Consider the following 12,350-nt stretch of genomic DNA (forward strand, 5'->3'; position numbering starts at 1 on the left):
TCAGGACTTTCCGAGGTAGCGATCGATTACATTCCTGGTCACGCGCTCGACCATCGGATCCTGCCTGAGCAGGCCGGCCACCCATTCGCAGCTTCCGGCGTGGAAAACCTCGCCCTTGCCGCGCGGGAAATTGACGATCATGCCGTTGCCGCGTTTGACTTTTTCCAGATTGGCGTCGGTCGCCTCGCCAAATAGCGTTTCGGCCGTAAAGCGGCCATCCTCGTCGGTGAGAAACTGGTCCTCGATCGGGATGTCGGCGCTTTCCTCGACCTGGCTCGCCATGCCGACGGCCAGCACCTGCAGCCCGTCAGGCGCACCGCTGTCCGGTGTCGGATAGGGCAGGCCGCCGCGGATCTCGAAATCGAGCCCGTCGACCTCATAGCCATAGACATGGCTGTCGGCGCCAAGCAGGTCGCCATAATAGATGCCGGTGCCGGCAAAGGCCCAATGCTCGGGCCGATAGACCGGAAAGCCGCGCACGCCGCGCGGCGCGCACCCGCCCCAACCGGCATAGACGCCGCGCGTGGCGTTGAGGCCGAAGGTCATTGCACCGGGACGACCGATCTCAGGCGCTTCCCAGGAATTGGTGGCGCGGGTGACGTCGCCGCTATAGGCCGGGTCTTCGGCCCGCGCCCGGTATTTGTAGCAGACCTGCCGGCGGCCTTCGTCCTCGAGCCTTGTCTGCCACATGAAATTGCCGGCAAAGCGAGCCGCATGACCGCCGCGCTCGACGTAGCTGTCGACGGCGTCCCGCATTTCCCAGGTCCAGTACTCGTCATGGCCGACGAAGACCACGCAGTCATAGCCATCGAGGATTTCGGGCGAGAAGTGCAAATCGTGCTGGCTGGCGAGATCGACGCCGTAGCCGGCGCGCTCGGCAAAGCGGAAGAAGTGGCAGTCATAGCCCGCCCAGCCGGAGGAGGTGTATTTCTTCGAATGTCCGGTGGCGTACGCCCATTCCATGTGCGGATAGCGCGGCACTGTTTTCGGCGGCACCGCAACCTCCAGCGGCACGCGCGGCGCATCCTTGGGCAGCACCACGAAGCCGCGGCACCAGGGCCGCTGCGTCGACACCATGCGCGCATATTGGTCGCGGCCCGGGCCGGTGATGCCCTGATAGGCGTTGGAGCCGCCCCATGTGTTGTAGGACAGCCAGGTGCCGGTCGCCGCCACCTGCAGCACGCGACCGGGTTTTCTGCCGGGCAGGGGCGCGACGATGATGAGGTGATGGCAATGGATGGGCTCGCGCCCGTCCGCCGTCAGCGTCAGCCGATAGGCGCCGGATGGCCAATCGTCGCCGATGCGAAATTCGAAAGACGCCTCCCAGCCGCAGCCTTCGACCGAGCACTGGTCGGGCGTATCCTGCCAGCGCGCCGAAAGCCCCGTTTGCTCGAAGACCTTTGTCTCGCTGCCGCCGTCGCGGACAATGACAATGCTGAAGCGCAGCGCCGTCGAGCTGACATGCAGCGTCACGGTCTCGCCGGCGCGGTAGGAAAATCGATCAGAATAGCACCAGATCTCGCCCCGCTCGCCGTCCATTCCCGGCCATTCATAGTAATGGCCGCGCACTGCCTCGCGGCGCTGCTCGGGCGTCAGTCCGAAATCGGGAAATTCGGTTGGCAGATGGGTCATGAACACCGGAAAAGTGACAGGCCGCCATTTCGGCCATCTGCCGGCCAAGCGTCAAATGGAAACGATCGGGCCAGCAATTGCATACGACACAATTGCTTGGCCGCTCTTGGCCGCACCCGGCAAACCGACTATCTCAGGCGAGGCGGTATGTTCCGCCTCGGGAGCCGGCATGCTGAGAGTGCAGAAGGTCAAGGTCGACGACATCTACGTGCCGACGGCGCGCAAGAAGACGCTGCATCCCGAAACGGTCCGGCACCTGGCCGAAGACATACTGGAAAACGGCATGAAGACGCCGATCCAGGTTCGCAATGACGGCAAGCGCCACATCCTGGTCGAGGGCCTGCACCGGCTGGAAGCCGCCAAATGGCTCGGCGAGACCGAGATCGACGCCTATCTGGTGCAGGCCAAGCGCCACTGAGGCGCGCGACCCGATCGAAAACAGCCAAACCGGTCATTCTTCCGCGGATTTTTTCGCAGGGCATGTCGGCATGCGGCGTGCTCGCTCGTCCTTGGGGCGGAACCCGAGGAGACCGACATGTCCAGACCAATCTATTTCGCCATTCTTGCCTCGGTCGCTGCCTTGTTTGCAGCGCCCGGCCCAGCCAATGCAGTGGAGACCAAGCCCGCCATGACCACCGAAGCAACAGCCATGCCGAAGCCGGAAAAGTCCGGCCTGCTGCCGATCGACGGCCTGAATTACTACTATGCCGTCTACGGCAAGGGCGAACCGCTGCTTCTGCTGCATGGCGGCCTTGGCACGTCGGACATGTTCGCGCCGCTGCTGCCGAAGCTGGCGGAAAACCGCACCATCATTGCCGTCGACCTGCAGGGCCATGGCCGCACCGCGCTCGGCGAGCGACCCTTCAGCCTGGAGGGGATGGGCGACGACATGGCTGGTATCGTCAAGGCGCTCGGCTATGACAAGGTCGACGTGCTTGGCTATTCGCTGGGCGGCGGCGTCGCCTTCCGTATGGCCGTCCAGCATCCCGAGACGGTGAGACGTCTGGTCCTGGTCTCGACCGGCTTCGCCGCCAATGGCTTCTATGACGAGATGCGCGGCCAGCAGGCGCAGGTGAGCGCGGCCGCCGCCGATTTCATGAAGGACACGCCGATGTACAAATCCTACGTCGCCGTCGCCCCACGTCCCGACGATTTCCCTAAACTGCTCGATGCGCTGGGCAATTTCATGCGCAAGGATTACGACTATTCCGCCGATGTGGCGAAGCTGAAGATGCCAGTCATGCTGGCCTATGGCGACAGCGACATGTACAAGCCCGAGCACGAGATCAAGTTCTACCAGATGCTCGGCGGCGGGCTGAAGGATGCCGGCTGGATGCGTGAGAACCTGTCGCAGAACCGGCTGGCCATCATTCCCAATCGCACCCACTACGACGTCTTCTTCGCACCGGAGCTGACGGCCGCGGCACTGCCCTTCCTCAATGGCGAAACCAAGGTGAAGACCTGGGACGAAGTCCTCAGCGAAACGAAATAGCTTGCCTGAAAATACATGCCGGCCGTCTCGAAGAGGCGGTCGGCTTTTTTGTGCCTGCGAAGCTACGGAGCCTTGGCGCAGCCATTGGTCCTATCGGCGCAATCGATGGCGCCATCAGGGCTTTTCAATTGACCGGAAGGTACCTGTCGATATCATCAAGAGACCTTCAGTGCGATGGGTTCGAATGATGACGAAATACCAGGGCGGATGCCATTGCGGGGCAGTGCGCTACGGCACCGAGGCGGCGCCGCTCAACCAGCGCGTCTGCCATTGCCGGCGCTGCCAGAAGGTGATCGGCGCGGCTTTCAATGCCCGCCTTTTGTTTCGCATCGACGATGTCACCGTCGAGGGAGAGGTGGCGACGGTCAACACCTCTCCGGACCTCAAGCGCGGCTTTTGCGCCGCTTGCGGCACCACGCTGTTTTCCCGACGCGACTCCGCCGGCATCGTCGGCATCACCACCGGCTCGCTCGACGATCCCTCGCTGTTCAAGCCGGAAATGCATATGTGGACCGCCTCGAAGCAGCCCTGGCTGCAACTCGATGACGGCCTGCCGCACCATGAAGGCGCGCCGCCTCCGAACTGACGCCGGCCTTACCGGAAATTAATCCCGAACCCACGACATAGCCGGCAAAGCGTCATTGGCGGGCCATGATTGCCTGCCTATCTATCGTCTGCGGGCCGGTATCGAGGAGACGACCGATGAGCGACAGAATCAACACCCTGGACGAGCTTTTGAGCGACCCGATGGTCCTCCTCGTCATGGAGCGTGACCGCGTGCGCCCCGAACAGGTTCGCCTGCTGCTCGAACGTGCCCGCCGCCCGGCCGCCGACGAACCGTCGGTGCCGCCGGCGCATGTGGTGGCCAAGACTTGTTTGCAGCAATGGCTGGGAAGGTAAGGCTATGATCCTTCGTCGTCCTCGGGCTTGACCCGAGGATCCACGCCGTGACGTCGGCCGAAGTATGTCGCGGTCGAGAATGGCTTCCTTGCTCGACCCGTTTCGCCCAAACTCAATCTTGAACCGTCTTCATGCCATGGATGCAACGGCATGGATTCCAGGGTCTGCGCGACGTCGCTTCGCGACTGCTTCGCCCTAGAATGACGAAGGTAGGTTATGGCCGCCGAACATACCCCGGCCAATTCCTAACAACTTGATTCAAACTTTGTTGGTAATTTCTCGTTAGTAATCGAGGCCGGTTTGTCCGGCGGCGTCTGTTTGCCTTCGGTCTGTTGTGTTTTGCGTACAGGTCCAGATGCGGATTTCAGGCGTCGTCAGTTTCATGTTGGCATCGCTGTGGCTTGCCGGCTGTTCGTCCACAGCGGGCGTCGATGGCTTGCAGCCGTCGAACGAGACGACCAGTTCGGTCGTGCGTCCGAGCGCGCCGGTCACAGCGGCTCCGGCGGAGACCGCCGACCTCGCGCCGATGCGGTCCGACATGGTGGCCGACAACGCTGTGGCCGACAATGCGCCGCCCTTTTCCATGGTCGAGGAAGAAGAGGCCATCGTCGCGGGCACGCCGCAGGGGAGCACCAGACCACAGCTCGAGCCCGCCGCTCTGATGTCTGCGCCGAAGCGGTTGACGCGCGCTGCGCCGGCCATGCTGGCCTCGCCGGTCACCCGCTACGGTTTTCGCGACGCCAAGCCGATCAATTTCGGCAAGGCTTCGCCACGCTACCTTGCCGTCCACGGCGTCGACGTCTCGCGCTGGCAGGGCAATGTCAATTGGGGCAAGCTGCGCGCCCAGGGCGCCAACTTCGCCTACATCAAGGCGACCGATGGCGGCGACCATCTCGACCCGATGTTCATGAAGAACTGGCGCAATGCCGACGCCGCCGGGCTGAAGCGCGGCGCCTATCATTTCTTCTACTGGTGCCGCACCGCGGGCGAGCAGGCCGACTGGTTCATCCGCAATGTGCCGAGGGTCGAAGGCGCGCTGCCACCGGTAATCGATGTCGAGTGGAACGGCGAATCTTCCTGCAAGCGGCGGCCGTCGCGGGCCACCGTGCTGGAAAAGATGAAGGTGTTCATAGACAAGCTGGAGCGCCATTACGGCCAGCGGCCCATCATCTACACCGCACCGGATTTCTATCGCGACAATCTCAAGGGTGCGTTTCTCGATTATCCGTTCTGGCTGCGCGCCGTGGCGCGGCATCCCTCAAAAGTCTATCCCGGCCGCAAATGGCTGTTCTGGCAGTACTCCGGCTCCGGCCTGTCGCACGGCGTGACCGGCCGCATCGACCTCAACGTCTTCCATGGCGACGAGCGCGCCTGGCGGGCATGGGCAGGCGGGCAGACGACCGTCGCCGACGCCGACTGAACGTCAGGCCGGTGTCGGTGCGCCTGCGCCGCCTGCCGCTGCGCCTTGGGTTGAATTTTCAGCGTCTCGCTAACGATCCGCTCACTCTGTCCTTTAGCGGTATCGCAACAGCCTTCCGGTAACGTGCCCGTGATCGGGTTTTCGGAGGGATCCATTGCGCAATCCAGTTGTGGCTGTCGCACTTGCCGCCGCCGTCGGCTACGGGTTTTTCAGTTCGCTCGGCCACATGCCGGGCGGAAGTGGCGCTTCGCTGGCGGAGTCGAAGCAGAACGTCGTGTCCTATTCCACCGAGGACAAGGCGATGCAGGCCGCCAAGGACAGCGGCCGCTCGACCCTCAAGCGCTTCCACGAACTGATGGACGCCGGCACGCCGGGCACCTACACGGTAAAATTCCCGCTGACCCAGAACGGCGCCACCGAGCATATCTGGCTGCAGCTGGTGGGCTACAGCGAAGGCTCCTATATCGGCCTGCTTGCTGACGTGCCGGTCAATGGCAACAAGTACAAGATGGGCGACAGGATGACGGTAACCGAGGCCGACGTCGAGGACTGGATGATCAAGAACGGCAAGGTGATCTACGGCGGCTACACCACGCGCCAGGCGCTTGCGGATATGCCGAAGGAGCAGGTTGCAAAGTACGGGTTGACCTTCAAGGACTGAGCGCTTCTTCCTTCTCCCCTTGTGGGAGAAGGTGGCCGAGCGAAGCTCGGTCGGATGAGGGGTGTTCCAGCTTGGCAATGACGGTACTCCGTCACGCACCCCTCATCCGTCTCGGCGCTATCGCGCCGATCCACCTTCTCCCACAAGGGGAGAAGGGAAAGTCTAGCGCCTTTCGCGTTCGCGTATGTCAGCCGTCTGCGCCAGCACCCAGTCGCGAAACACCTTGATTTTGGGCGCGTTGCGGCGGCTCTCCAGATGCACCAGCCAATAGCCGTCGCCGTCCGAGCCAAGCACGTCGAACGGCTGTATCAACTGGCCCTTTTCCAACAGGGCGCTGTAAAGGTTTCTGGTGAGGATCGCGGCGCCCTTGTCGGTCAGCGCCGCCATCGCATCATAGGCCTGCGTACCCAGCTTCGGGCCAGCGATGACGCGATCGGGCTCGAACGGCACGCCGGCAGCCTTGAACCAGATTTCCCACCAGGGATCGTCGGCACAGCATAGCGGCACTTGGTAAAGATCCTCGGGGCGGTGGATGCCGCCGACGCTTTCGGCGAGTCTCGGGCTGAGCATCGGCGTATAGTCCGCCTTGAACAGATAGTGAGCCGTCAGGCCCGGCCAATTTCCACTGCCGGTGCGAATGCCGACATCCATGTCGCCGCGCGTGAAATCGACCAGCCCGTGCGATGTATTCACCTTCACGGCAAGGTCGGGATGCATCAGCTGGAATGTTCCAAGCCATACGGCCAGCCAGTTCGATGCGAAGGTTTCCATGGTCGTCACCGACAGCACGCCGGTCGCTCCACCCTTGGTGGCGACCCATGCGTCGGCCAGGGTCGAGAACGCGCCTGTTGCGTGCGGCGCCAGCTGCTGTCCGGCCTCGGTCAGCGCGATCTGCCTTGTTTTTCTTATGAAAAGCAGCGTTCCGGCACGTTCTTCCAGCACCTTTATCTGATAGCTGGCAGCTGATTGGGTCATGCCGAGTTCTTCGGCTGCCTTGGTGAAACTGCCCAGCCGGGCCGCGGCTTCAAAGACCCTGATGGCTCCTAATGGTGGCAGTTCCCAGCTCATGACGCATCAATCCCGCTGATGCATACTACGCGACGTTCGATTGGAAACCAAGCCCGGAAAACGGCATGCTGCATTCATCGGATCAAACCCTGGAGGATACGGCAATGACCACCACCATCGCTCTCTACAACACGCTTCGCCGCCCGGTGCTCGACCTCTTCACCGCGCCGTTCAGGCCTCGCAAGCGCGGCCTGCTCGACCGCCGCTCGCTGTCGGATCATTTCCTCAGGGATATCGGTATGCTTGACGGACGCGTGCCTCCCGGCACCATTGGCTAAGCAAGCTCTTTGACCATGGGGGAAAGATGACTGTGCCATCCGAGGATCTGGCGAAGAGCCGCCAAACGATCAACGCCTATGAGGACTATGCCGAACGCTACGACGCTCTGGTGCGGCACGTTCCGAACCAAAGAGAACAGAAATGGCTGAAGCGCCTGGTGAAGATCGCCGGCAAAGGCGGCCGGATTCTGGAAGTCGGTTCGGGACCCGGATACGATGCGGACTTCGTCGAAGGGCTCGGTGTCCAGGTTCGGCGCACAGACGCAACGAAGCGGTTTCTCGAGTTGCAGGCCGCACGCGGCAAGCATGGTGAGTTTCTCGATCTCATCACCGACGATCTCGGAGGCCCCTACGACGCGGTGCTGGCCTTGTGCGTCCTGATCCACGTGCCGCGCGAGCAGGCCGACCAGGTGCTTGCCAAGATTGCCGGGTCGTTGCGGCCGGGCGGCGCCTTCCTCGTCTCGATGCGCATTGGCGATGGCGAGAAGAGCGGCGAATATCATACGGTCTACTGGCGCAGGGACGACTTCGCGGCCCGCCTCGAAAACGCCGGGCTGGTCCTTGTCGGAGACGAATTCAACGTCGGCCGCGATCGCGAAGAGTGGACCACCTTTCTGGCTGTGAGGCCGTCATGACGCGCCGCGGACTGTTTTTGTTCGTGCTGCTCAGCCTCCTGTGGGGCATTCCCTATTTGTTGATCAAGCTGGCGGTTGCCGAGGTGTCGGTGCCCTTCCTGGTCTTTGCCCGAACAGCCGTCGGCGCGCTCGCGCTGCTGCCCTTCGTCCTTGTCCAGCGCAGTTTCGGATGGCTGAAGACACATTGGCGGGCGGTCGCCGCATTCTGTCTGGTCGAGATGAACCTGCCATGGGGGCTGATCACCCATGGCGAAGTCAGCATCGACAGTTCCACCGCCGGACTGCTGATTGCCATGACGCCGGCCGTAACCGTCGCGCTCTCAAAGCTGATGGGCTCGGATGAGCGGCTGGGGATACGCCGCTGGACCGGCCTTTTCCTCGGTTTTGCCGGTGTCTTCGTGCTGGCGCTGCCGACCTTGGGTGGCGGATTTCTCGCGGTCGTCGAGATTCTCGTGGCCGCGGCCTGCTATGCCTCGGGTTCGATCATCGCGTCGCGCTGGCTGAACGATGTGCCGGCAACCTCGCTGACGGCAGTCTGTCTGGCAGGGGCCGCGCTGATCTACGCCGTGCCGGCGGCGTTGGCCTGGCCGGCGGCCATGCCGTCGACAACGGTGGTTGGCGCAATCCTCGGTCTTGGCGTGTTTTGCACGGCGATTGCCTTCGCCACCTACTTCTTGCTGGTGCGGGAGATCGGCCCCGAACGGGCGGTCGTCATAACCTATGTGGCGCCCGCCGTCTCCGTGGCAGCCGGCGTGCTCGTCCTTTCAGAGCCGCTCGATATCGGCATTGTCGCGGCCTTCGCGCTCATCCTGTGCGGATCATATCTCGGCACGTGGCGCGCTCCGCCAGAACCGTCCGTATCCGCGACCTCGGCAAGTTGACCCGCGGCCGCCAGCCGCCGTCAGAAATAAGGGCGCAGGTTCTCGCGAATGCGGTCCAGCACCGTCTTTCCCGAGATATCGGCGGTGAAGGTCTTGCCGGTGATGGTCTCAAAGGCCTGCGTATAGACACGCGACGTCTGCTCGATGAGTTCGGCGGGGATTTTCGGAATACGATCCTTGTAGGGATCGCAGCGCGCGGTCACCCAGGCGCGAATAAAGTCCTTGTCGAAACTTTGCGGCCGCTCGCCTGCCTTGAAACGCTCCTCATAGCTTGCCGCAAGCCAGTAGCGGCTTGAGTCGGGCGTATGGATTTCATCGGCAAGGATGATGGCGCCATCCTTGTCCGTGCCGAACTCGTATTTGGTGTCGACCAGGATCAGGCCGCGCTTGGCGGCCAACGCCTTGCCGCGCGCAAACAGCGCCAGCGCATAGCGCGAGACTGTGTCCCATTGCTCTTCCGATAACAGGCCGCGCGTCAGGATCTCGTCGCGCGTCAAGGGCTCGTCATGGCCGCCATCGAGCGCCTTGCTGGTCGGCGTGATGATGGCCTGCGGCAGCTTCTCATTGTCGCGCAGTCCGTCCGGCAGGCGGATGCCGTACATATCGCGTTCGCCGTTCTTGTATTTCGTCAGCACCGAAGTGCTGGTGGTGCCGGCGAGATAGTCGCGAACGACGATTTCCACCGGCAGAATGTCGAGCCTGGTGCCGACGACGACATTGGGGTCGGGATAATCGAGCACATGGTTTTGGCAGATATCCGCCGTTTCCTCGAACCAGTAGCGCGCCGTCTGCGTCAGCAGTTCTCCCTTGAGCGGTATTGCGGTCAGGATCACATCGAAGGCGCTCAGCCGGTCGGTGGCGATGATGATGCGGCGGCCATCCGGCAGATCGTAATTCTCGCGGACCTTGCCTTTGTAGTGGTTCGGGAGTTCCGGAATGAAGGCATCCGAGAGAACGCGCAGTGCTGTCATCCTGGTCTCGTGGCTCCTAACAGTTTGGGCGACTCTTAACAAAGTTGGCGGGGCTTCGATACCCGAGGAAGGGCGGTTCGTCCTTTGCGAATAATCAAGACATTGCCTTCGCCGTGCTATCTATTCGCAGCTTCCGACACTCCTGGGGGACGCGGTGGACGTAGAGCTCAAATTTCTGATTGTCGGGTTTGCCTGCGCGATCGCGGGCGGTCTGTCGTTCATCACCTTCGTCAAATGGCGCGAGGTGCAGGCGATGAGCCACTGGCTGCCGGCGCCGGGCAAGATCATCTCGTCGCGCGTCGAGGCGCGTGAAGTCAGAAGGTCGGGCGTCGGCTCGGACAGCAGCGACACCACCGAGATGCGCAATTTTCCGGCGATCACCTTCGAATACAAGGTCGGTAAAAAGAAATTTCAAAGCTCGCGCTACAGCGTGAAGGAGAATCTGGGGAATTTCGAAGTCACCGAAACCCTGGCGCAGTTTCCCACCGGCGCTGAAGTGACCGTCTTCTACAATCCGGCCGATCCGGGCAAGGCCGTGATCGAACGCACCCTGCCGGACGGCGCCTTCAAGTTCATGGTCAAGCTCTCGGCCGGGCTGGTGATCGGCACGGTGGTGTTGGTGTTTTCGCTCGGTGGCGTGCTGGAGGCGATCCGGCCGCACCTGCCCAAGCCGCAGAACCTCGGCGCCGGAGCGCTGCTGCTGTTCATGGGCCTGATGATCCTGCGCATGGCCTTCGTCCAGAAGTCGCTTGCCGAGCAGGCGGCAAAATGGCCGGTCGCGCCCGGCCGCATCGATTCCTCCGGTCTGCAGGCGCTACGAAACTACAGCGGCCATCGACGCTGGAGCACCGTTTTCAAATCCCGCATCGTGTACAGCTACGGCGTCGCAGGCCAGCACTACACCTCAGACCGCGTCACCTTCGGCGCCACGGTCACCGCTTCAATGCCCGGCCTCGTCAGCGGCCAAGGGCGCAGCTATGCCGAGGGCGGCAAGGTCGACGTGCATTACGACCCAGCCAACCCCGCCTCGGCAGTGCTCGAATGCAGGGTGCGCGGGCTTTGGCTGCTGTGGGTCTGTTCGGTGGGGTTTATCGGCGCTGCGGCCTGGTTCGTCGGGCTGGTGTGAGGCATTGAGTCTTCGGCCCGTCGGGTTGCTTCATGCCTCCACATACTCGGCCAGACTAACGCCTTTGGGCACGTCCAGCCCATCGGCGCGCAAGCCTTCGATGTGAAAGCGTATAGCGTCGCGGATTTCGATTTCCACCTCAGGCACGGTCGCGCCCGTCGCGGTGCAGCCGGGCAGATCCGGCACATAAGCAGAGAAATTATTGCCAGCGGTTTCGATCACTACGGCATAACGCATATAGCTAGTCCCCAGCACACGTCTTAATGGGAGAAGTTAGTCTTCTTGGGTTGCAATTTCAAAAAGAGCTCGTTTTCCTTGTGGCCCAAGCGTAAATAATCCGGGAGAGGATTCCAACAAAATGCCAGTTGCAGTCAAAGCAATGCGTATCTTCTCGGAACTGCTTATTGTTAATTCTAAGTGTGGCGCTAAATTTGATGTAATTCCTAGGCCATAGACTCCTTTGTTCGCCTCGGGTATCAATTTTGTCAAATCCTTCAGGGGCGCTGGTTCGAGATACTCATATCCAATTTTCTTAACAATCTCTGCCAGTGAAATTGAAAAATGATGACTACTTGGTGTGGAATCTGAACCTAGAAGACCGGGGGAAATTCTTTGTATGAGCGGAATCGACTTTCGGTAGTCCAGATTTATAATCTTGTTTAGATCCGATATTAGTCGGTCTTGGTCGCCGGATCCCTTTGCTTTTAGCTGAGCTTTCAGTCGGTTATTTTCTTCTCGTAGACTTACTAGCTCGTTTAGTGTTTCTGGTGGGGCTTCGCGATTTCCTCGAACCCATCCTATTGCCGGCTTTCGTCTTATGGCTGAGTTGAGCGAAATAACTACTTGCCCGGGCAATTCCTTTGGGTCAGCCCAGTACTTCACTAATCGACCCGTCGAGACTTTCTCTTTGAACCGCTCGAGGGACTTCCTAAGGTCTTCGCTAGCCTCCGATTTTCCGGAAGGTATACAATTTGGATTGGAGTGAATAAATGCGCAAATCTCCAATCCTCTAGATGAGGCGTAGTCGTATTCTTTCTCTGTGAACGATACCCCTTCGCTGCTCACGGTCCCATATCTGCCGCCAATAATGAGTAGATAGTAGTCCGACTCATCAATGACAGTCTTTATGAAAGAAAACTGCTCCTCGTCAGTTGCTGGAAAAAGCTCCATGCCTGCCGGGATGCAGCTCATCTCCATTAGGGCCTGCGACACCCGCGCGCGCTCCTCCTTCAAATCTGAAAAGGTGGAGCTAACAAAAACCTGATAACGGGTGTCGCTCACTTTGG

General features: G+C 61.1%; 15 protein-coding genes. 10 read left to right on the forward strand and 5 right to left on the reverse strand.

Features of this window, described 5'->3' with window-relative positions; translation table 11 throughout:
- Nucleotides 1-1,632, reverse strand: coding sequence for a N,N-dimethylformamidase beta subunit family domain-containing protein (locus ACYG97_RS07530; protein WP_023734557.1), 1,632 nt, complete (start codon nt 1,630-1,632; stop codon nt 1-3).
- Nucleotides 1,633-1,801: 169 nt separating this feature from the next.
- Between ACYG97_RS07530 and ACYG97_RS07535 the strand changes: the two genes are divergently transcribed.
- From ACYG97_RS07535 to ACYG97_RS07560, 6 genes are all read left to right on the forward strand, one after another.
- Nucleotides 1,802-2,050, forward strand: coding sequence for a ParB N-terminal domain-containing protein (locus ACYG97_RS07535; RefSeq protein WP_023694150.1), 249 nt, complete (start codon nt 1,802-1,804; stop codon nt 2,048-2,050).
- A gap of 117 nt (nt 2,051-2,167) precedes the next feature.
- Complete coding sequence (locus ACYG97_RS07540; protein WP_023690161.1) at nt 2,168-3,124, forward strand: alpha/beta fold hydrolase; 957 nt, start codon at nt 2,168-2,170, stop codon at nt 3,122-3,124.
- A 187-nt stretch (nt 3,125-3,311) separates the two neighbouring features.
- On the forward strand, nt 3,312-3,710 hold the full coding sequence (locus tag ACYG97_RS07545) for a GFA family protein (RefSeq protein WP_023684918.1): 399 nt from the start codon (nt 3,312-3,314) through the stop codon (nt 3,708-3,710).
- A 116-nt stretch (nt 3,711-3,826) separates the two neighbouring features.
- Nucleotides 3,827-4,024: a hypothetical protein gene (locus tag ACYG97_RS07550; RefSeq protein ID WP_023684919.1), complete on the forward strand. Its 198-nt coding sequence runs from the start codon at nt 3,827-3,829 to the stop codon at nt 4,022-4,024.
- A 355-nt stretch (nt 4,025-4,379) separates the two neighbouring features.
- Nucleotides 4,380-5,444, forward strand: coding sequence for a glycoside hydrolase family 25 protein (locus ACYG97_RS07555; RefSeq protein WP_023734558.1), 1,065 nt, complete (start codon nt 4,380-4,382; stop codon nt 5,442-5,444).
- Nucleotides 5,445-5,598: 154 nt separating this feature from the next.
- Nucleotides 5,599-6,105 carry a DUF2314 domain-containing protein gene (locus tag ACYG97_RS07560; protein ID WP_023700830.1) on the forward strand — a complete coding sequence of 169 codons (507 nt, stop codon included), beginning with the start codon at nt 5,599-5,601 and terminating at the stop codon, nt 6,103-6,105.
- A 162-nt stretch (nt 6,106-6,267) separates the two neighbouring features.
- Here the strand turns inward: ACYG97_RS07560 and ACYG97_RS07565 are convergent, their stop codons facing one another.
- The gene (locus ACYG97_RS07565; protein WP_023734560.1) at nt 6,268-7,173 is read right to left on the reverse strand and encodes a LysR substrate-binding domain-containing protein; all 906 of its coding nucleotides are present in this window, start codon (nt 7,171-7,173) and stop codon (nt 6,268-6,270) included.
- A gap of 104 nt (nt 7,174-7,277) precedes the next feature.
- Between ACYG97_RS07565 and ACYG97_RS07570 the strand changes: the two genes are divergently transcribed.
- The 3 genes from ACYG97_RS07570 to ACYG97_RS07580 are packed head-to-tail and all read left to right on the forward strand — an operon-like array spanning nt 7,278 to nt 8,967.
- Entirely contained in the window at nt 7,278-7,451 is a 174-nt protein-coding gene (locus ACYG97_RS07570; RefSeq protein WP_023669054.1) for a hypothetical protein, read from the forward strand.
- Nucleotides 7,452-7,477: 26 nt separating this feature from the next.
- Entirely contained in the window at nt 7,478-8,086 is a 609-nt protein-coding gene (locus ACYG97_RS07575; protein ID WP_023669053.1) for a class I SAM-dependent DNA methyltransferase, read from the forward strand.
- Nucleotides 8,083-8,967, forward strand: a complete 885-nt coding sequence (locus ACYG97_RS07580) for a DMT family transporter (RefSeq protein WP_023734561.1) — start codon at nt 8,083-8,085, stop codon at nt 8,965-8,967. Before ACYG97_RS07575 ends, ACYG97_RS07580 begins: the two co-directional genes overlap by 4 nt.
- Nucleotides 8,968-8,987: 20 nt before the next feature.
- Here ACYG97_RS07580 and ACYG97_RS07585 read toward each other — a convergent pair whose 3' ends face one another.
- Nucleotides 8,988-9,929: a phosphoribosylaminoimidazolesuccinocarboxamide synthase gene (locus ACYG97_RS07585; RefSeq protein WP_023734562.1), complete on the reverse strand. Its 942-nt coding sequence runs from the start codon at nt 9,927-9,929 to the stop codon at nt 8,988-8,990.
- A gap of 163 nt (nt 9,930-10,092) precedes the next feature.
- Here ACYG97_RS07585 and ACYG97_RS07590 point away from each other — a divergent pair, with 163 nt between their 5' ends.
- Complete coding sequence (locus ACYG97_RS07590) at nt 10,093-11,064, forward strand: DUF3592 domain-containing protein (protein ID WP_023734563.1); 972 nt, start codon at nt 10,093-10,095, stop codon at nt 11,062-11,064.
- Nucleotides 11,065-11,094: 30 nt separating this feature from the next.
- Here the strand turns inward: ACYG97_RS07590 and ACYG97_RS07595 are convergent, their stop codons facing one another.
- Both ACYG97_RS07595 and ACYG97_RS07600 read right to left on the reverse strand, forming a co-directional pair.
- Nucleotides 11,095-11,301, reverse strand: coding sequence for a type II toxin-antitoxin system HicB family antitoxin (locus tag ACYG97_RS07595; RefSeq protein ID WP_023734564.1), 207 nt, complete (start codon nt 11,299-11,301; stop codon nt 11,095-11,097).
- A 36-nt stretch (nt 11,302-11,337) separates the two neighbouring features.
- On the reverse strand, nt 11,338-12,345 hold the full coding sequence (locus ACYG97_RS07600; protein ID WP_084023792.1) for a DUF4062 domain-containing protein: 1,008 nt from the start codon (nt 12,343-12,345) through the stop codon (nt 11,338-11,340).
- Between the last annotated feature and the right edge of the window lie 5 nt (nt 12,346-12,350).

The organism is Mesorhizobium sp. W067, assembly GCF_054719525.1.